This window comes from Tolypothrix sp. PCC 7712, assembly GCF_025860405.1.
GTDB classification, from domain to species: Bacteria; Cyanobacteriota; Cyanobacteriia; order Cyanobacteriales; family Nostocaceae; genus Aulosira; species Aulosira diplosiphon.
Window position 1 is genome coordinate 8,679,710 of record NZ_CP063785.1, and the last position, 21,305, is coordinate 8,701,014.

The 21,305-nt window shown below is 42.4% G+C and carries 14 protein-coding genes and 1 pseudogene; 13 read left to right on the top strand and 2 right to left on the bottom strand.

The genetic code is table 11. From position 1 onward, the window contains the following. Positions 1–140: 140 nt before the first annotated feature. The 8 genes and pseudogenes from HGR01_RS35335 to HGR01_RS35370 all read left to right on the top strand — a co-directional run bounded on the left by HGR01_RS35335 (position 141) and on the right by HGR01_RS35370 (position 10,494). Positions 141–2,765, top strand: coding sequence for a chloride channel protein (locus HGR01_RS35335; protein WP_045873421.1), 2,625 nt, complete (start codon positions 141–143; stop codon positions 2,763–2,765). 506 nt (positions 2,766–3,271) lie between these two features. Further along, positions 3,272–3,460: pseudogene (locus HGR01_RS35340) on the top strand (hypothetical protein); the annotation flags it as partial. Between the two features lie 619 nt (positions 3,461–4,079). Next, positions 4,080–5,303: an ABC exporter membrane fusion protein gene (locus tag HGR01_RS35345; protein WP_228045486.1), complete on the top strand. Its 1,224-nt coding sequence runs from the start codon at positions 4,080–4,082 to the stop codon at positions 5,301–5,303. 91 nt (positions 5,304–5,394) lie between these two features. Continuing rightward, on the top strand, positions 5,395–6,570 hold the full coding sequence (gene devC, locus HGR01_RS35350; protein ID WP_228045489.1) for an ABC transporter permease DevC: 1,176 nt from the start codon (positions 5,395–5,397) through the stop codon (positions 6,568–6,570). A gap of 135 nt (positions 6,571–6,705) precedes the next feature. After that, positions 6,706–7,395 (top strand): DevA family ABC transporter ATP-binding protein, encoded by a 690-nt coding sequence (locus HGR01_RS35355; RefSeq protein WP_045873423.1) that lies wholly within the window; start codon positions 6,706–6,708, stop codon positions 7,393–7,395. A gap of 241 nt (positions 7,396–7,636) precedes the next feature. Next, positions 7,637–8,593 carry an AEC family transporter gene (locus HGR01_RS35360; RefSeq protein WP_045873424.1) on the top strand — a complete coding sequence of 319 codons (957 nt, stop codon included), beginning with the start codon at positions 7,637–7,639 and terminating at the stop codon, positions 8,591–8,593. A gap of 301 nt (positions 8,594–8,894) precedes the next feature. Then, positions 8,895–9,830 (top strand): M23 family metallopeptidase, encoded by a 936-nt coding sequence (locus tag HGR01_RS35365; RefSeq protein WP_045873425.1) that lies wholly within the window; start codon positions 8,895–8,897, stop codon positions 9,828–9,830. 121 nt (positions 9,831–9,951) lie between these two features. Continuing rightward, the gene (locus HGR01_RS35370) at positions 9,952–10,494 is read left to right on the top strand and encodes a late competence development ComFB family protein (RefSeq protein WP_045873462.1); all 543 of its coding nucleotides are present in this window, start codon (positions 9,952–9,954) and stop codon (positions 10,492–10,494) included. A gap of 166 nt (positions 10,495–10,660) precedes the next feature. Here HGR01_RS35370 and HGR01_RS35375 read toward each other — a convergent pair whose 3' ends face one another. Continuing rightward, positions 10,661–11,479, bottom strand: a complete 819-nt coding sequence (locus HGR01_RS35375; RefSeq protein WP_194007817.1) for a L,D-transpeptidase — start codon at positions 11,477–11,479, stop codon at positions 10,661–10,663. Positions 11,480–12,434: 955 nt separating this feature from the next. On the opposite strand from HGR01_RS35375, the gene HGR01_RS35385 reads away from it, so the two are divergent. Continuing rightward, positions 12,435–13,091 carry a sigma-70 family RNA polymerase sigma factor gene (locus HGR01_RS35385; protein WP_045873427.1) on the top strand — a complete coding sequence of 219 codons (657 nt, stop codon included), beginning with the start codon at positions 12,435–12,437 and terminating at the stop codon, positions 13,089–13,091. A 168-nt stretch (positions 13,092–13,259) separates the two neighbouring features. Then, positions 13,260–13,880 carry an anti-sigma factor family protein gene (locus HGR01_RS35390; protein ID WP_045873428.1) on the top strand — a complete coding sequence of 207 codons (621 nt, stop codon included), beginning with the start codon at positions 13,260–13,262 and terminating at the stop codon, positions 13,878–13,880. A 13-nt stretch (positions 13,881–13,893) separates the two neighbouring features. Here HGR01_RS35390 and HGR01_RS35395 read toward each other — a convergent pair whose 3' ends face one another. Then, entirely contained in the window at positions 13,894–14,361 is a 468-nt protein-coding gene (locus HGR01_RS35395) for a gamma-glutamylcyclotransferase (RefSeq protein WP_045873429.1), read from the bottom strand. A gap of 87 nt (positions 14,362–14,448) precedes the next feature. Here HGR01_RS35395 and leuS point away from each other — a divergent pair, with 87 nt between their 5' ends. The 3 genes from leuS to HGR01_RS35410 all read left to right on the top strand — a co-directional run bounded on the left by leuS (position 14,449) and on the right by HGR01_RS35410 (position 21,229). After that, positions 14,449–17,076: a leucine--tRNA ligase gene (leuS, locus tag HGR01_RS35400; RefSeq protein WP_045873430.1), complete on the top strand. Its 2,628-nt coding sequence runs from the start codon at positions 14,449–14,451 to the stop codon at positions 17,074–17,076. A gap of 1,825 nt (positions 17,077–18,901) precedes the next feature. Continuing rightward, positions 18,902–19,930: an NAD-dependent epimerase/dehydratase family protein gene (locus HGR01_RS35405; RefSeq protein WP_045873463.1), complete on the top strand. Its 1,029-nt coding sequence runs from the start codon at positions 18,902–18,904 to the stop codon at positions 19,928–19,930. Between the two features lie 33 nt (positions 19,931–19,963). Beyond that, complete coding sequence (locus HGR01_RS35410) at positions 19,964–21,229, top strand: class I SAM-dependent methyltransferase (protein ID WP_045873431.1); 1,266 nt, start codon at positions 19,964–19,966, stop codon at positions 21,227–21,229. The last annotated feature ends 76 nt before the right edge of the window (positions 21,230–21,305 follow it).

Here is a 21,305-nt window from a genome sequence, read left to right on the forward strand (position 1 = left end):
TTTACCTTTCCCCCTTTACCTTTCCCCCTTTACCTTTCCCCAATCCCCAATCCCCAATCCCCAATCCCTAGTCCCCAGTCCCCAATCCCCATCTAAAATATGATTTGATGTATTAATAACTTAATATTTTTTAAATTTTTATGCCGCTCCCTGTTCTGACTCAGCGCTTTCGTAGACTGTGGCAGCCAAGAAGAGGTTTAGCGATCGCACAAGCATCTGTGATCGGTATTGTCGCTGCTTTATCGGCAGTGTTTTTGAAAGTGGGATCGGGATGGTTGGGGACATGGCGAGTTCATACGACTCACTTGTTTCCGGTATGGTTGGCGTTACCTTTAGTGGGCATGAGTTTGGGGTATGTCTCTGGCTGGTTGGTAGAAAGGTTTGCGCCAGAGGCTTCAGGTAGCGGTATTCCACAAGTTAAAGCTTCGTTGGCTAATGTGCCCATAACTCTATCTTGGCGTGTGGCAGCTGTGAAGCTATTCAGCGCCATTATTGCCTTGGGTTCTGGTATGACTCTAGGACGGCAAGGCCCCACTGTGCAAGTAGGTGCAGGTTTAGCAGCTGGGATGAGTCGTTGGGTTCCCACCTCTCCAGATTACCGCCGACAGATGATTGCAGCAGGTGCGGGTGCAGGTTTGGCAGCTGCGTTTAATGCGCCGATCGCAGGTGTCTTGTTTATTGTGGAAGAGTTACTCCAAGATTTATCAGGACTAACTCTGGGAACTGCAATTATCGCCTCGTTTATTGGTGGGGTAATATCTCGTTTATTGGGTGGCGGTAGTCTAGACTTAAACCTGCATTTAACTCAATCCCAAAGTCAATTTTCCATCCCAGAAATTCCTTTTTTCCTGCTGTTGGGCATTTTAGCTGGATTGTTCGGTGCATTATTTAATCAGGGTTTAGTTTTTAGTATCAAAACTTATCGCCGATTACACATCAGTTTACCGCTCAGAGTAGCTTTAGCAGGTTTTATATCTGGTTGTGTCATCGCTATCCTTCCTGCTTCTTTTCGTGATAATACTGGGTTAAGAGAGTATTTTATTACAGGTGATGCCAATCCTTTATTAGCGGCGATCGCATTTGTGGCGCAGTTCGTTCTTACCTTGATCGCCTTTGGTTCCGGCGCACCTGGAGGTTTATTCGCACCTAGCCTAATTTTAGGTTCTTGTTTAGGGCACATCATTGGTGTATTTGAGTCCCAAATTTTAGGAGGTGGTTTACCTACTACCTACGCTTTAGCGGGAATGGGCGGATTTTTTAGCGCCGTTTCTAAAGTCCCCATCACAGCCATTGTGATTGTGTTTGAGATGACTACCGATTTCAACCTAGTGCTACCTTTAATGATTGTTTGTGTAGCATCTTACTTGGTTGCCGAGAAAGTAGTCCCTGGTTCGCTGTACGAGAAGCTTTTACTGTTAAAAGGTATCACCCTCGCTTGTAATGTTCCTGTAGAGAGCGTCATGAGAACATTAACAGCTAATAATGTGATGCAACAACGAGTAGAAACTCTGGATGTAGAAATGAGTGCAGAGGAGGCTATACAAGCATTCTCACGTTCTCATCACCGGGGATTTCCGGTAGTTGAAGAAGGCAAGCTTGTAGGCATTATTACTCAATCTGATTTACTCAAAATCCGCGATCGCAATATCCCAAATGATACGCCTCTACGGGAGATTATGACACCCAGCCCAATCACGGTCACACCAAAACACAACCTCAGTAATGTGTTGTATTTGCTGGATCGTTATCAAATTAGTCGCCTACCAGTAGTAGAAGGGCGAAAACTGATTGGCATTATTACCCGTGCAGATATTATTCGTGCAGAAGCCGACTATCTCAACTGCGAGAATGCGACACCAGGGCCGCAACCCGAACCATCTTATGTAGTTTACCAAACGCGAGCGCCCAACGTTGGCAGAGGTAGATTACTAGTCACAGTTGCTAACCCCGAAACAGCAGCGACTTTATTACAAATGGCAGCTGCGATCGCCCGCGATCGCCATTATGAAATCGAGTGTGTGCAAGTTATTTTAGTCTCGCGCCACAGTTCCCCCACCGAAACCCAAGTTAGGACAGCCAAAAGTCGCCGCTTACTCAGACAAGCAGAAGTATTAGCCAAAAAGTGGCGCATTCCTGTACATACACAAATCCGCGTCGCCCATGATGTCGCCCAAGCGATTTTAGAGACAATCAACGAACGTCACATTGACCTAATTTTGATGGGTTGGAAAGGTAACACATCTACCCCAGGTAGGATTTTTGGCACAGTTGTCGATAGCATCATTCGCCAAGCTACCTGCGATGTCATGTTAGTCAAATTAGGTAACAGTCAACAGTCAACAGTCAACAGTCAACAGTCATTCAACCGTTGGTTAGTACCTATGGCTGGTGGCCCCAATGCCAGGATGGCGATTAAATTACTTCCAGCTTTAGTGACATTAGGAGACGATCCCCTCATCCGCCTCACCAGGGTATTTAAACCATCGGAATTAGAACCAGACATGACAATTTTAGAACAGTCCATCCGCCAGCTAATTCACCACCGCAAATTATCTAGTACGGTAATTGCTTGCCCAGTTGAAGCTGATTCAGTTTCCCAAGGCGTAATTAACTTAGTAAAAACCGAGGGGTACGATGTAGTAGTTTTAGGCGCTTCCCGAGAAGGGTTATTACAGCAGGCAATTCAAGGTAATATTCCCGAAGCGATCGCTTCTGGTGTAGAAAGTACAGTCATTTTGGTGAGGGGTGCAATTACTGACATTTAAAAGCATTGGGTGCAATGTCTACACACTTTCAAAATCAGCGTTTAACTGAACTTTCTCCTGAGCATTTATAAAGAACATCAAGGCATTTGTGATTCTGAGAGGGTGACAAGGCAACTCTAAGGTAGATAGGACAAAACTTTGAAAAGATGGTGGAGACAAAAAATAGGGAGCATTTTTGTGGCTCCCCCAGAAAAATATGTTTCCTGAATCTTAGCAAAAAACCCTGCGTAGCCATCTGAATGAAAGCCAGTATCTAATACCAAATCAAATAATGTTTGCGACACATCAATATATTCTAGAGGGCAAGGCAGTGCCCAGAGGTGTAAACTTAAGCTCAAAGCTATATACGGCGGGCGTTGTACAAATCCCTCGCCCTCATCCCCTAACCCCTTCTCCCTGAGGGAGAAGGGGAATTGAATCTCTTGCTCCCCTCGCCCACAGGGAGAGGGGCTGGGGGTGAGGGCAAAACCTTGCAACCAAGCGGGTTTCACGTTAAGTTGACACGTATGAGCACTGCCTTGCCCCTACAATCTGTCGCATTCTTTTTTCAAATTAGTATAACTTTAAAATTATTGTTGTTATTGCTACAAGTTCATCGTCAAGCGAAACTCTCAGTTTTAGCGAGTGTCTTTCCCCAACCGATTCAATATGGCAGTCGCAAACGCAACCTACAACGATTTTTAAACTTGCAGCAACCTTTATAGGTAGGTTGTCACCCTTTGAGAGGAAATTTACTTATTACTCACTACTTATTACTCATTACTTTTTTCAATTAGTTGCTGTACCTCATAAATATCGAATCTGCTGTATCTGTAAATTTATCAGTACCAGGTTTATTTCATACAAAGCAAATATTTTTATAAAAATGTAAAAGTTATGAAATATAGTTATTTAGCTTTGATTGTTGGCGCTGTTACAACCCATAAAATTGAAAGCGTCTAACATACTTCCAGACCTTAACAAAACAAAAGTAGTTTATTTAAGCTTAATTATTGAATGCTTGAGACAGGCTTTTATTGTTATATTCTGCTATCTCAAAATGTTCTATGCTGAGTTTCTCAACTATTCAGTTTTTAGATGGAGTTAAAAATTATAAAACAATAATCAGTCAACATTAAATGACAGATAAGAGAGTTAACCAATGGTTAAGTAAAACCACCTATGAATTGTCAGAAAAACTCTAATTTATTCACACCAATTAATCTAAATTTAACGTGAATGTCTGAATAGATACTTGGTAGCAATTACTTAATTATCGATAAACTAATTACTTTCCAAGTTTAGATTGTATGCGCCACCAGTAAGAGGTAATGTATGGTGCAAAACTCAAAGTTAGGGTACAGATTGTCCCCTAAATCGATTCTGCGTCTATCTGTTTTTATCAGTATAGTTGCATCTTTATTGGTTGGCAGCATCAGCTTTTATGCAGTAAAACGATTGCAATATTCTGGTAATTTAGATACAAAGGTCGCAGCGAAAAAATTACCAGAAATCACAACAGTAACAGCTTTAGGAAGACTTGAGCCAAAGGGAGAGATAATTAAACTTTCTGCTACTGTTTCTACACAAGGAAGCCGAGTAGAGCAGTTGTTGATTAAGGAAGGAGATAGAGTTAAAAAAAGTCAAATCATAGCCATTTTAGACAGTCGCGATCGCCTACAAGCAGCATTAAAAGAAGCCCAAGAACAAGTCAAAGTTGCCCAGGCAAACCTCGCTAAAACCCAAGCTGGCGCGAAACCTGGTGAAATCCTAGCCCAGCAAGCTGCGATCGCACGTTTAGCAGCAGAACGCAAAGGTAATATTGCGGCACAAATCGCTACAGTTGAACGTTTCCAGGCTCAAGTTGATAATGCCGCAGCAGAAGACAACCGCTATCAGCAGTTGTATGAACAAGGTGCAATTTCCGCTTCCCAAAAAGATAGTAAGCGTCTCGCCTTAGAAAGTGCCCGTAAAAATCTCCAACAAGCCCAAGCGCAGTTGCAGCAAATTCAATCAGCAAGCCAGCAACAACTCAAAGAAGCTGCAGCTAACCTAGATCAAATTAGCGAGGTTCGCAGCGTAGATGTTGCAGCAGCTAAAGCAGAAGTAGATCGCGCCATAGCAGCCATGAATTTAGCACAAGCAAACTTACAACAAGCTTACGTGCGATCGCCTCAAGCTGGACAAGTATTCGAGATCCATAGCCGTCCGGGAGAAATAGTTTCAGATGACGGTATCGCTAACATCGGCCAAACCAACCAAATGTATGCAGTAGCCGAAGTCTACGAAAGCGATATCAGCAAAGTACATCCAGGGCAAAGAGTGCAAGTAGTGAATGAATTTCTCCCCCATGAATTGCAGGGAACCGTCGATTGGATTGGTTTACAAGTACGCCGCCAGAATGTCATCAATACCGATCCAGCTAGCAACATTGATGCCCGAGTTATTGAAGTTCATGTACGTTTAGATCCAGACTCCAGCCAGAAAGCTGCCAAGTTTACCAATATGCAAGTCAAAGTGGTAATTCAACTATCAAAGGGGCTGGGTACTGGGGACTAGGGACTCGGGATTAGGAATAAAAAAACTGTTGACTCTTGTACAGACGCGATGAATCGCGTCTCTATGAATCTTGACTTTACTCACCACTTCAATGATGGGAATTTTGCAACAACTACGACGACGAACACCTTTAGGATGGCTGCAACTGAGTCATGAAAAAAGTCGGCTGCTGGTAGCATTATCAGGCATCGCTTTTGCTGATGTTCTGATGTTTATGCAGTTTGGTTTTCAGAGTGCTTTATATGACAGTAACACCAGACTGCATCGCAGTTTACTTTCAGACATCGTTGTCATTGGTTCCCAAACCCGTAACCTGCAAAGAATATCTACCTTTTCTCGGCGGCGACTTTATCAAGCTATGGATATACCAGGGGTAAAGTCAGCTGAAGGAATTTATATCGGTACAATGATTTGGAAGAATCCCCAAACAAGACGTGACACAGAAATTTTGGTGATTGGGTTCAACCCAGATAAACCAACTTTCGATTTACCGGAAGTTAATCAACAATTACAAGCAATTAAACAACCATATACCGTATTATTCGACCGTGGCGCTAGAGGCGAATATCAACAAACGATTGCCCAACTAGAACAGGGTAAACCTGTGAAGACAGAAATTGAACGCCGAACGGTAACTATTAGTGGTTTATTCAAAGTCGGGGCTTCTTTTGGTGCTGATGGCACTTTAATGACTAGCGATGAGAACTTTCTGCGGCTATTTCCACACCAACCAGCAGCCAATATCAGTGTCGGTTTGATTCAGCTACAACCCGGTGCTGACATTCAACAAGTAGTAGCAGGATTAAAATCCCATCTAGGAAACGAAGTCAAAATCCTGACTCATGAACAATTTATTCAATTTGAAAATGATTTTTGGAGTCGCAACTCCCCAATCGGGTTTATTTTTAATCTCGGTGTCTCGATGGGTTTTTCTGTAGGGGTGATTCTGGTTTATCAAGTCCTATCTACAGATGTGAATGCCCATGTCAGAGAATATGCCACCTTTAAAGCTATGGGTTATCGCAATTTATACTTGCTATGCGTCGTGTTTGAAGAAGCAGTAATTTTGGCTTTATTAGGCTTTATTCCAGGTACAGCAGCCTCGTTAGGGCTTTACTATCTCACCCGCAACGCCACAAATTTACCAATTTACATGACTGGAATCAGAGCTTTACAAGTGCTATTACTCACCATCATCATGTGTACCATTTCCGGTGCGATCGCCACCCGCAAACTCCAATCTGCTGACCCCGCTGATATGTTTTAGCAATGGGCATGGGGCAATGGGCATAGGGCATTGGTCAATTGTTAATTGGGATTTATCCTTGTCCCCTGATCCCCCTTGTTCCCAATCCCCAGTCCCCAATCCCCAGTCCCCAGTCCCCAGTCCCCAGTCCCCACTATGCCAGTGATCTCGATCCGCAATCTCGACCACTATTTTGGTCATGGTCAACTCCGCAAGCAAGTTTTATTTAATATCAACCTGGAGATTTACAGTGGTGAAATAGTTTTCATGACTGGCCCCTCTGGTTCTGGGAAGACAACACTTCTCACCTTGGTGGGTGGGTTGCGTTCTGCCCAATTTGGTAGTTTGCAGGTTTTGGGGCGAGAACTTTGCGGTGCTAGTCACCAACAACTAGTAGAGTCACGACGACGTAATGGTTATATTTTTCAAGCGCATAATTTACACGGTAGTTTGACGGCACTCCAAAACGTCAAAATGGGTTTGGAATTCCACCAGCATATTGAATTAGCCGAAATGCATAGGCGTTCAGCTCAAATGTTAGAGCAAGTAGGCTTAGAAAATTGCTTGCATTACTACCCCGATCAATTATCAGGGGGACAAAAACAGCGAGTTGCGATCGCCCGTGCTTTAGTCAGTCATCCCCAAATTGTTCTAGCTGATGAACCGACTGCGGCGCTTGATGGTCAATCGGGGCGAGATGTCGTCAACCTGATGCAAAAATTGGCAAAGGAACAAGGCTGTACCATCCTCATGGTGACTCATGATAATCGGATTCTCGATATAGGCGATCGCATTGTGCATCTCGAAGACGGTCAATTAAAGTCAAAAGTTAAAGTTATCAATTAAATAATTCAATTTAAAGTTTTTTATCTTATAAATTATTTATTCCCACTAAAAGCTGTTGCCAGTTGCCTAGAAGTCGTAAAAATAAAGGTTTTCTTAAGCTTTGTCTATTAACTCTTAGGGCTAAACGTCAAGTATTTTAAATTTTGTAAAGCAATAAGTAAAAAGTCGTAACAGTTTGACAATAGGAAAGTGCTGTTTACAGCAATCCTGCTGACACCTGAATAAAGGTGCCAATTTGACAATGATTGAAAACCTGTTACATGCTTACACTCCTCTATTGACTTGGATAGGACTAGGACTAGTGCTATCTCGGTTTATCCCCGAGAGTTTTCTCAAATTACTGGGGTATGGGCTTTATTGGGTAGGAGTTCCCCTGCAACTTTTTGTTTTAGCACGTCACACTGATTTATCTCATGGGGGGCTAATACCTGCGATCGCCATTGGAGTATTGCTGCTGAGTCTGGTTTTCGCACTGTTATTTTGGTGGGGATTGCGAGTCAGCACCAGTCCCAAACAGCAAGCAGAAAATTCATTTGATGATCCTGTGGTGCGAGCCAGTTTAGGCAGTTTTATTTTAGCTACGATTTTAGGCAACACAGGCTTTGTCGGCTTGACACTTGCACAGGTGTTAACTGGCCCTAGCAATATGGACTGGGCAGTATTATTCAGCGTTACCAACAATGTTATAGGCACCTACGGCATTGCTGTTTTAATTGCCAGCTATTTTGGTAACAGAGAAATTAAAAACCATTGGTGGATTCAGGTGCGGGATTTGGTAACTGTCCCGAGTTTGTGGGCATTTTTTATTGGGTTAAATACTCAATTTATCAAATTGCCCCCAGTCGTTGAGTCAGGGCTAGAACAAGCTGTTTGGGTAGTGATAGCTTTTGCTTTGTTGTTGGTGGGCTTACGAATGACAGCCATCAAAATCGGCAATAGTTTGAAAATGGCTGTAGTGGCCAGTCTGCTGAAAGTTTTGATTGTGCCTTTGTTGGTGGGGTTAGGCGCTACCTATGTAGGTGTAATTGGTGAACCAAGGTTAGTACTAGTACTGATGTCTGGGACACCCACCGGGCTTTCAGTACTGATTTTGGCGGAAGTTTATGAATTAGACCGAAACTTGCTAGCCAGCAGTATTGCCTTAACTTTTGTCGGATTGCTCCTAGTACTTCCTCTGTGGCTGGCTTGGTTTAGCTAAAATTTTGTAACAGTATAAAAATAATTGTCTGCGATCGCTAGACTAAACTAGAAATACAGTTAAACTATCCGTAATTCCCTAAATTCTTCTTTCCTTGATGGCTAAACTGTGATTTATTTCAGCTAGCCAAAAGATTTAAAATAAATTTGGTTCCCGATTCTTGACAATTAGGCAATTAGAGTTTAGCCTCTGGACAATTTAAAAAGATTTATCTTTTTAGAGAATATTTACTTCTATGAGGAAACACTAGTAGTAGTAAGCTAGTCTGTTGTCCACAGAAGTTAGGTTTTTTTGTGGCTCTATGACTATCGAGAATCGCACTAATAATTCTCAAACTCAGTGGCTTGGTTTTAATATCAAAGGTCTGACACCCCATCGACGAACAGCAAATTTGCTCACGGGGATGTTTGCTGCGATTCCCGTCGCCTTGGCATTGCCTGTCGATGCTTTGCAGGTACAGGTAAATCCTAATAGTCCTAAATTGGGTGACACAATCTCAGTTGTGATTAATGTAGATAATCCCGCCAATGGTAATAATCCCACAGTGACGAGTGGCGATAAGACTTACCCTGCGTTTGAAATTGCACCTAATCAATATCGGGCTTTTATCCCCACAAGTCCCCTAGAACAGGCTGGCAAGAGAACACTCCGAGTTACCGGGGACGATCAGGTGCAAAACTTATCAGTGCAAGTGCAAAAACGCACCTTTCCTGTACAGCGAATAAATCTACCACCAGGGAAAGCTGGAGTAGAAGCCACAGAACTGGAATTAAAACGTGTAGCAGCTTTTAAAGCCTTACAAACACCCGAAAAGTACTGGAGTGGCCCTTTTTTACAGCCAAACAAAGGCCGCGTGAGTACAATTTATGGTGTTCGCCGTTACTATAATGGTAAATTTGCAGATGATTATTATCATCGTGGCGTTGACTACGCTGGTGCAGCCGGTTCACCCGTAGTTGCCCCAGCTGCGGGAAAAGTGGCTTTAGTCGGCAAAGTTTCCCAAGGTTTTCGGGTTCACGGTAATGTCATTGGCATCGATCACGGTCAAGGAGTCACCAGTATTTTCATGCACCTCAGTCGCATTAATGTCAAAGAAGGCGACATTGTTAAACCAGGCCAGCTAATTGGCGCAGTTGGTTCAACGGGTGCTTCCACTGGCCCGCATTTGCACTGGGGTCTTTATGTTAATGGTGTATCGATTGATCCTACGCCTTGGCGAACTAAGGTTGTTGAATAACAAAGATAAGATTGATCAAGACTGTACATAATTTGTATATTTTTTTGCCTATAATTAGGCAAAATGGACTAGATTGGTACCGTCCCTACCTTGCTTCGGTGGCTAAAAGATGATGAGCGTTATGAGTATTGAAAAAATTGTAGAACAAGCTCTCCAGGATGGTTATTTGACACCAGCAATGGAAGCAGAAGTTGGGCGCATCTGTGATAACGCCTCTGAACTCTCAATAGAAGAGTATATGGCGCTGGATAGATTAATGGGGGCGCTATTAACTGGAGAAGTTGTGGCGGTACCTCGCAAACAATTTATTAACGTCATGGAGGAGTTAGTCTTAACAGAAGCGATCTCCCGTGTAGCGGAAATTGAAGCTACTAGCGAAAGCTCTTTAGATGTAGGCGATATTGCCGCTTATGCCCTCAACCGCCTGCCGCCCCTATATGCGACTACGGAAGAAGGTGCTAACTACCAGCGTCAGCGCGCTAAGGCAGAACTTCAAGAACTAATTGCCCTGCAAATAGGTGAAGCGATCGGTCGTAACCTCGATCAACCCAATGACAATAGAACGCCTGTTGTGGCCAAAAGCACAGGTAATGAAGTTCTCCGCCAAGTTAGTAACCTGCTCCAAGTTTACGCACCCACTTTCGAGCAAAAAGCCCAATCTTAATGCTCAAGAGTCTCCAGTCCCAGGTCAACTGTTAATCCTCAGTTGACCTTTGATTCTGGAATATCACTGGCTTTACTTGGAGAAACCCCATTGCCCTTGTCAGATTCCCCGCTTGACGATGCACTACACCAAGGGATAAAGGCGCAATGGCTTTTCATGACTGAAATCAATCTTGAACAATCACTGATGTCCCTACCTTCACTTGCTCATACAGCAATCGGACATCAGGATTACGCATTCTTAAACAACCATGAGAAATCGCAGTTCCTAAAACATTAGTATCTGGCGTACCGTGAAAGCCAATTTCATTATGTCCATCTGACCAAAATCCAATCCATCGGTCTCCCAGAGGACTATCAGGGCCTGCTGCAAAAACTTTATTAGTAATTGGATGCCGCCATACAGGGTTATGTTGCATATGATGCACTTGAAAAGAACCTGTGGGCGTATCCCAACCCTTTTTACCCACTGCAATGGGGTAACTGGCGATGACTACATCTGAACGATAAACATAGGCACGGCGATCGCTTAAATCAACTAACACATGTTTGTCGCCAGTTTTCCACTGACTACTATTAGATGATTCTTGTTGAGCTAAAACCTGCGGTAAAAATGACTGTGGCAGAAAAGACAACAGAGAATTCTTTTTTTGTTCTGGCGATATCAGTCGCGTATTTTGGGAGCCATCAGTTGCTCTAGCTACATTTTTATTGACTGCTCCCGAATTAGTATTATGAAACTTTGTTGTCGAGGATTTGTTAGATCTAGATGTCCTCTGAGTAGATTCATCAGGAAGTACAGATGCACCAAACGCGGTAGCTCCTAGATCTTTTTGAGGTAATTTTTTCGGTTGATTCTGATTCGATGCTAGCGCCTCAAACTGTTGCCCTGTAGACATAACACGCCAATGGACAGCTAGAGATAAGATTGCTGTTCCAAAACAGAGCCACATAATTATCCGCGTTACAGTTACATTTCTTATCATTGCCACCACCTATTTTGATCCCTGACATATCCGTTGGCTAGTTAGATGTACTGAGTCATCCAATCATCAAAAATTTATAAATACTTCTTAATTTCCTTATGAATTTACAAATACCAGTGGGCACACTAAGGCTATGCGGAAGTCTTAACCAATAAATATTGAAATGCCAGACTTCACTCCTTGAAACTTTTGAGGTGCAGCAATCAATCATTAATGGTGTGGGTGGGAGGAAGACCATGTTTGAAAAACTATTGCTAGCAATCACAATCACATTTTCCCTTAATTTCTTTTTGCAAGTTCGGGTACCAGATCAACAAAAGACAGGTACCAATTATCAGCCGCATATAGAAACATCAGCAACAATTCTAGTCACAACCCCAAATAAATAAAAGTCCAAGCAGCTACAACATCTGAAAATGTGAAAATTTTGATTTTGTCCTAGCTAAAATGTTGCTGATATCAAAACCTTGCCTATTTTAGTTTTTCGAGGAAATTTTGGGGAAGAATAGTCATCCCCCTGATTCCTGAATACTTGTAAAAATACCAGGGAAGTTTGAGGCAAATAATCAGAAGGAGAATGAGGAAGCAGCGGAGCAAAGTAGATCAGCGAAGGTAGACAAACTCATAATTACCAATGCCCAATGCGCCATGCCCAATCCCAAATTTTCCTAATATGCTTTATACACTCTTCACTATTTATGTCAAGCGTATGAGGCCAGATGTCACTAACAGCACAAATGTCAGTAACATTGCTGGGTCTCTAGTTGGGAGAAGATTATCGCTAAAAATCAGGCTTTGCAAGGGTCTTGGCTGAAAAACTGCGCTCCTGATTACTAAATTTTGGCTCAAACTTATACACTTCCTTGTTCCAGTCATAAATCCGTCCCTGATTGCGGAACTTCCTGGCAATTACCAGGTCTAATAGTAAGGGATGATTTACAAGCCAGTACGATCTATGAGTCAATCGATTACTGTATCCTGGTCAACGGTTGATGCGAATTTTTCGGAAGCATCAGTGCAAGTTGACAAACTCTCTAATCACGATTTAATTTTGCGCTGTCAAGTCGGACTGCGCCCTGATCGTGCTGCGTTTGCAGAACTACTGCGCCGCTATCAAACTCAAGTCGATCGCGTGTTATATCACTTAGCACCAGATTGGGCTGACAGAGCTGATTTGGCTCAGGAAGTTTGGATTCGCGTGTATCGGAATATTAACCGACTACAAGAACCATCTAAATTTCGAGGCTGGTTAAGCCGGATTGCAACTAACTTGTTTTACGATGAGTTACGCAAACGCAAACGGGTTGTTAGCCCCTTGTCTTTGGATGCTCCCCGCTCAGTAGATGATGGCGAGATGGATTGGGAGATTGCGGGAGATACTCCTGGCCCAGAGGAAGAACTGACCACTAGAGAATTTTACGAGCAACTGCGAGAAGCGATCGCTGATTTACCTGAAGTATTCCGTACTACAATTGTTCTCAGAGAAATCGAAGGTTTGGCATACGAAGAAATTGCCGAAATCACTGGGGTTTCCTTAGGAACTGTGAAGTCAAGAATCGCCAGAGCTAGATCTAGATTGCAAGCTCAGTTGCAAAACTATCTAGATGCTTAAATTTACAGTGTCTTACCTCTGCCAAATGGCAGAACTTCAGTATTAATTAATAAAGATTAATAAGTGTGTAGAAATTTTAAAGAGACTCTGCCATTAGAAAGAAAATTGATGAATTTCTCCAAAATATTCGCTGTCTTTACCCGTGTATGAATTGGTAATAATGTTAAGATGACTACTGATTCTCAGTTTGATGACCGTTCTCGCTGGCAAATATATCAAGAGTTAGCAGATGGAATGGCTAGGCCTACCAATGAATCAACGGGTGCTATGGATGATATAGTGAAGCGCGATCGCTTCGAGTTATTAAGTGCTTACCTCGATGGCGAGGTGACAGCTGCTGAACGTCGGCAAGTAGAAGAATGGCTAGCTAACGATGCTGCCGTTAAGTGCTTGTACGCGCGATTGTTAAATCTCCGGCAAGGCTTGCGGGCAATGCCAGTTCCGGCCTGCGAACAGCCGATAGAGAAAACCGTCGAGCAAGTGATGACACGGATACGCCGACGTTCTCAGATAGTTTGGGCATTTGGCAGTGCTGCTGTTGCTGCTGTTGTTATTGGCTCACTAGCTGGAATTATTCCAGGTGGCGACACCAAAACACTACAACTGGCGCAACAACGCATAGAACCTAGACAGGAAGTTGTACCAGAACCTGCGGTTCCTGAGTCACCTTTGATGGTGGCCATCAATAACCCAGTAATCGAAATTCCCAAAGCAGCAGTTGCCTCTCCGACCAAACCAGTGCATCAAGAAGCGCCTAAACAAGGACATCTTGGGCAGGATATTAACTAAATTGCTTAATTAATTATAAATTGGCAAATCCTGACGGCAGGTCGCTGGCAGTTAAACCGCAGCCAGTCCACCAGCCATTGGCTTGCAGCATACCTCCTAGCTGCTGAACTTGCTCTGGTGACATAAAATAAACCCAAGCCAAACCCAAGGATAAGCCTTGGAGATTGTGGATCTCAATCTCCTGGCGATTGTAGAGATTTTCTGACATTTGGCGTTGCGGCTGGTAATCTTCCAGCTCATCTAGCTGACTCAAAACTTTCGAGTCGGCAAATGAAAGTAAATATCCTTGAACTTGACTGTCCCCTAGAGTCATAGCAGGATAGCCCATTGGTAGTGCAAACAGTTTACCTGGGGCTATAGCTCTTTCGACATCTACGACTTTGCCAGCACAGTATCTTTTATAATTAACTTCCCCTGGTTTGAGAGTGCCGTAAACAAAAACGCTCACAATTCCAGAAAATTTTATGTTTAATTCATTCATAGCTTATTTTACCCAACTGAAATTGTTTGCCTACCATTACAATATGGAGGCAGACATAGAACAAGATTCCAGTAGGAGCATTTTTTGGTGGATTCCCGATATAACCCCGCAGCAATTGAGGAAAAATGGCAACAAACATGGGCTGAACTGGGCTTAGATAAAACCCCTACAAATAGCGCCAAGCCAAAGTTCTACGCTTTATCCATGTTCCCCTACCCATCGGGTAGCCTACACATGGGCCACGTTCGTAATTATACAATTACTGATGTGATCGCCCGCCTCAAGCGAATGCAAGGTTATCGGGTACTGCACCCAATGGGTTGGGATGCCTTCGGCTTACCAGCAGAAAACGCCGCCATTGACCGTGGTGTACCACCAGCCAAGTGGACTTATCAAAATATTTCCCAGATGCGGCAGCAATTGCAGCGCTTGGGGTTATCTATTGATTGGGACTGTGAAGTTGCCACCTGTTCGCCAGACTATTACAAGTGGACACAATGGATTTTCTTGCAATTTTTGCAAGCGGGGTTAGCTTATCAAAAAGAAGCCGCAGTGAACTGGGATCCCATTGATCAAACTGTATTGGCTAACGAACAAGTTGATAATGAAGGGCGTTCCTGGCGCAGTGGGGCAAAAGTTGAGCGGAAATTATTACGGCAGTGGTTTTTTAAGATTACTGACTATGCCGAAGAATTACTCAATGACCTGGATAAATTAACAGGTTGGCCAGAACGCGTCAAGTTAATGCAGGCCAATTGGATTGGCAAATCCACAGGGGCCTACTTGGAATTTCCCATCGTCGGCTTAGATGAGAAAATTAGCGTCTACACTACACGCCCAGATACAGTTTATGGTGTGAGCTATTTGGTGTTAGCACCAGAGCATCCTTTAACCAAGCGCGTTACCAAAAAAGAGCAGCAAGCAGCTGTAGATGCTTTTGTGCAAGAAGTTGCCAATCAAAGCGAATTGGAACGGACTGCAGAAGACAAACCTAAGCGCGGTATCCCCACAGGCGGTAAGGCAATCAATCCCTTTACTGGGGAAGAACTGCCGATATGGATTGCTGACTATGTACTGTATGAGTATGGTACAGGTGCAGTCATGGGTGTACCTGCCCACGATGCCCGAGATTTTAAGTTTGCCAATAAATATAATTTGCCCATTGAGTTTGTGATTGTCGAACCGGAGGCAGTTGCAGATAAAGATTTTAGTTCCACAATTCCCGATGAAAATGGCGAAGTCTCTAATATTATTCAGGTTGAATATAACGAGGCCTATACCGAACCAGGAATTTTAATTAATTCTGGTCAATTTAGTGGCATGGCTTCTACAGATGCCAAGCAAGCAATCGTGGAATATGCCGAACAGCAAGGTTTTGGCAAAGCCCGGGTACAATATCGCCTACGTGATTGGCTAATTTCGCGGCAACGGTATTGGGGTGCGCCAATTCCTATGATTCACTGTCCCAACTGTGGGATAGTGCCAGTCCCAGAAAAAGATTTACCCGTCCAGTTACCAGAAGAAGTGGAATTTACTGGACGTGGTGGTTCGCCTTTGACTCAGTTAGAAAGCTGGGTAAATGTGCCTTGTCCCACTTGCGGCACTCCCGCAAGGCGAGAAACTGACACGATGGATACCTTTATTGATTCCTCGTGGTATTTCTTGCGGTTTACTGACGCAAAGAACGAACAACAGGTGTTTGATTCCAGTAAAACTAACGACTGGATGCCAGTGGATCAGTATGTGGGTGGAATTGAACATGCGATTTTACATTTGTTGTATTCGCGGTTCTTTACTAAAGTGCTGCGAGATAGAGGCTTGTTGAACTTTGATGAACCGTTCCAACGTCTGTTGACTCAAGGGATGGTGCAGGGTTTAACATACATGAATCCCAATAAGGGTGGCAAAGATAAATGGATTGCTTCTCATTTAGTAGATCCTGCTAACCCGCGAGATCCTCAGACAGGGGAACCTTTACAACGCCTGTATGCCACCATGTCTAAATCTAAAGGTAATGGTGTCGCACCAGAAGATGTGATTAACAAATATGGTATAGACACAGCGCGAATGTTCATCTTGTTCAAAGCGCCACCAGAAAAAGATTTGGAATGGGATGAAGCTGATGTTGAAGGGCAATTCCGCTTTTTGAATCGGGTTTGGCGGTTGGTAACAGATTATATTGCTGCTGGAGTATCGAAAAAGAAAGCTGATATCTCTAATTTGACGAAGCCGGAAAAAGAGCTGCGGCGAGCAATTCATACTGCTATCCAAGCAGTCACAGAAGATGTGGAGGACGAATATCAATTCAACACGGCTATTTCGGAATTGATGAAGTTGAGTAATGCCCTAACTGATAGCAGCAGCAAAACTTCACCAATATATGCTGAAGGAATTGAGACTTTAGTGGTATTGCTTGCTCCCTTTGCGCCACATATTGCTGATGAATTGTGGCATTTATTGGGTAACAGAGGTTCTGTCCATACTCAGGATTGGCCAGCTTTTGATGCAGCAGCTTTGGTAGCTGATGAGATTACTTTGGTCATTCAAATCATGGGCAAAACTCGCGGTGCAATTCAAGTGCCATCGCAAGCTGATAAAGCTGCTTTAGAGAAATATGCCAGAGAATCAGAAGTTGCCCAGCGTTACATTGAAGGCAAAGAAATTAAAAAGGTAATTGTTGTACCTGGAAAGTTGGTGAATTTTGTCATCGGCTAAGAATTACAACCATTCCAGCTATGAATTTTGTAGGGTGTGTTATGCCGTAGGCTAACGCACCTTATATTTTTGAAGGTATAAGGTAAAGCTGTAGTCGCCAAGATACCTACTCCTGGTGTGCGTTTAAGTTGCACATTCTCTGTTTAAGACTGTCATCTGTCCCAATACTGGTCGGTTAAGGGCAAAAGGGGAAGGGGAAAAGGAGTAAGAAAACACCTTCAACCCTTACCCTTTAACCTTATTCCCCAAACCAAATTCCGAGTTGAAAATCCTTAACCGAGCAGTATTGTCATCTGTCCTCTCTGACAAAGTTCTGAGCGGAGGAAACCTCGCAAGAGACTTTGCGCTTTGTCTCTTGTTCTTTGTAAAAACAAATGACAAAAGACTAATAACGAAGGTGTTTTAGCTTATCTGCAATTTGCTGTAAAACAGAATCTTTGATGTTGCATCGGTGCGTTGCGCTACACGACAACACACCCTACATTTATTGATACTTCTAGAGTGATATCTATCTGCAATTATCTACAAAAAAAGACCTTTAGGTCTGAGGTTGCCCGATTTTAGTGGATAGAAAGCTAAAACTATACTGCTAAATAACTAAATATAAATATTATTGTTGGTAATGGGATTGCATCTCAGCAAAAACCCTGAAATTGCGAATCTCCGTGAGAATTACTAGAGAGTTGTTTGCAATTGAAACGGACAGGAGGAATCTCTAGGAGTAGTTTTATAATTATGACTTTTGACGATTATGTGCTTTTAAAAACTTACTTATTCTGTATTAGAGGAAAATTTTGTTATTTATACACGAAAAAGCGCTTGAGATTTTTGCTAGCTCAAGCGCTTCCCCGTATAACTTTATACCAACCCACTTGTTTGATGCAACATTTGAAATCCGCAACAACCCCCAAAGGAGGGGCATTACGAGGATAACTAGTGACAAACATGTTGTGAAGTGGTATCACTCCTTGCACTAACTTAGAATATCTTTTCTCGGACAAAACCAGGAATGTGGTGAGTGACACTTTTTCAACTGACACTAGTTAAAAACGACTCACTTAGGAACGGTATCCACTCAGGCGCAGTCAGAAAGTTACTACTTTGGGTATGTAGTATAAAAACGTCGAGTAGCTTGGCGATCGCTTGGACATTGTTGCAAATACAGCACTTACATAAAATACACGGCTGTGTATCATAAGTTCTCTAACTATCTCAGCACCACCAAAAATCATCAGCTGATGGGAGTTTAGTTACCTGAAAAATGCCGTATTCAGCTAAGTTTGCTTGATATTTCCTAGAGCATAATCATGAAAGTTTTACCCACATTATTTAAGGGAGTTTGAGTTTATAAATACTTTGCATAAAGTTGAGCTTATGGTTTGATGGTAACTCTATAAATAAATATTTGGTTAGTATTCTAAATTAATGTCTACTTACAAATGAAAATTGGCTCAATATATTGTCGCTGCTGGCAATTGGCCGTTTAGAGAAAAGTTTAAGCTTGCGATCGCAAGCTGAAATTTCTGCCTCATAGAGGATTGCCATTATTGACAATTTGACTATTGGATAAATCATTCAGGAATGAACCTGAAGACTGGTAATTTTGCAAGGGTGTTTTTATCTGATTTTAGATGCTTTTAAAATAGATTTCTCTTCACATCAGGAGCAAAGTCATTTGCTTGATAAAGCATACATGAAGAAGTGCTCTTACAACATGAAATTATCTTTAAAGTATTGCTTTTGCTTTCAGGGAAAAGTATCCTAGCTAGTGTTTCTACTGAGTCCAAGCACCGGCAAACCGCAATTACAGCTGAAAATTTTAACAATGAAAGTACTTGTAACTGGAACTGAAGGTTATATCGGCTCGTTATTAGCACCTCTGTTAATACAACAAGGTTATGAAGTTATTGCCGTGGATACGGGCTTTTATAAGGTTGGTTGGTTGTACAATGGCACAGAACTAACTGCCAAAACCTTAAATAAAGACATCCGTAATATTACGGCTTCCGACCTGGAGGGAGTTGATGCGATCGTTCACATGGCAGAACTATCTAACGATCCTTTAGGTCAGTTAGCCCCGACCATCACTTACGATATCAACCACAAAGGTTCAGTACATTTAGCAAAGCTGGCTAAGGAAGCAGGGGTGCGACGTTTTGTCTACACTTCTTCATGTAGCGTTTATGGCTTTGCAACTGAAGATTATGTAGACGAAGAGTCTACTATTAATCCTCAAACCGCCTATGCCAAATGCAAGGGTTTGGTAGAACAAGATGTAAAGCATCTGGCTGATGACAGCTTTTCTCCGACATTTTTGCGGAATGCTACAGCCTATGGAGCTTCTCCGAGGATGCGTTTTGATATTGTCTTGAATAATCTTTCAGGTTGGGCATGGACAATTAAAGAAATTAAGATGAATAGCGATGGCACACCTTGGCGGCCGCTAGTGCATATATTGGATATCTGTAAAGCCATTATTTGTACCTTAGAAGCACCACGAGATGTGATTCACAACCAAATTTTTAATGTTGGGGATACAAATGGCAACTATCAAGTTAAACAAATTGCTGAGATAGTTGCAGATGTATTTACAGGTTGTCAATTAAGCTTTGGTAAACACGATCCTGACAACCGCAGTTATCGGGTTTCTTTCGATAAAATCAATAAAAATTTGCCGGGATTTAAGTGTGAGTGGGATGCCCGACGTGGTGCCCAACAACTCTATAATGTCTTCAAACAGATTGACATGACTAGAGAAGAGTTTGAGTCTAGAGGTTTTACTCGTCTCAAACAACTAGAATATCTGATTCGCACTCAGCAAATCGATCAAGATTTCTTCTGGCGGACTGTTTAAATTGGAAATCTGATTGCCAAAACAATATAAATCATGAATCTACCAAAAATAACCGATAATCAACTCATCACGGGTGAGTGTCTTTTTTGTGGAACGGGTTTGCGCCATACCTTCGTAGATTTAGGTATGTCTCCTCCCTGCGAAAGCTATCGCAGCCTCAAGCAGCTGAATGAAGTGGAGCCTTTTTATCCATTACACGCCTATGTCTGCGAGAATTGTCTTTTAGTTCAATTGCAAGAATACGTTAGTCCAGAAAATATTTTTAGTGACTACGCATATTTCTCTTCCTATTCTGATAGTTGGTTGAAACATGCCAAGAACTATGTTGATTTGGTAGTAGAGCGTTTCCAGTTAAATCAGCAAAGTCAGGTAATAGAAATTGCTAGTAATGATGGCTATTTACTGCAATACTTCGTTGAGAAAAATATTCCAGCATTGGGAATTGAACCAGCAGCTAATGTGGCTGAAGTAGCTATTAAAAAAGGCATTCCTACAGTTGTTAAATTTTTTGGGCAAGAAACAGCCAAAGAACAAGTTGCTAAAGGTGTCAAGGCAGATTTGTTACTGGGTAATAATGTTCTAGCTCATACACCCTATCTTAATGACTTTGTCAAAGGGATGAAAATCATCCTCAAACCGCAAGGTGTAATTACAATGGAATTCCCTCACCTGATGCGGCTAATTGATGAAAATCAGTTTGATACTATTTATCACGAGCATTTCTCTTATTTCTCTTTCCTCACAGTAGAAAAGATTTTTGCAACTCATGGGTTAACAATTTTTGATGTGCAAGAATTGAAGAGTCATGGCGGTTCTTTAAGAATTTACGCTCGCCATACTGAAGATGATTCTCAACCTGTGAGCGAGCAAGTAATAGAACTGAAAGCCAGAGAAGAAGCTGCTGGATTTCATAAGCTAGAGTACTATTTTTCTTTTGGCGAAAAAGTCAAAGAAACTAAACGCAAGTTATTGGATTTCTTAATTCAAGCGAAGCGAGAAGGTAAATCAATTGCAGGTTACGGTGCGCCAGGGAAGGGTAATACTCTGTTAAACTATTGTGGTATCCGTACAGATTTTCTGGATTATACAGTAGACCGTAGCCCTTACAAACAAGGTCAATTTTTACCGGGTACTCATATTCCCATTTTTCATCCTGACAAGATTCAAGAAACTAAACCAGATTATGTGCTGATTTTACCTTGGAATCTCAAGGATGAAATTATGTCACAAATTGCCTACATTCGGGATTGGGGCGGTAAATTTGTGGTGCCAATTCCAGAGGTGCAAATCTACTCTTAAATATTTAGTCAACCCTCTGAGACAGTCAGAGGGCTAAATAAGATTCAAAATAAATATACCAGCATTACTTGCAATT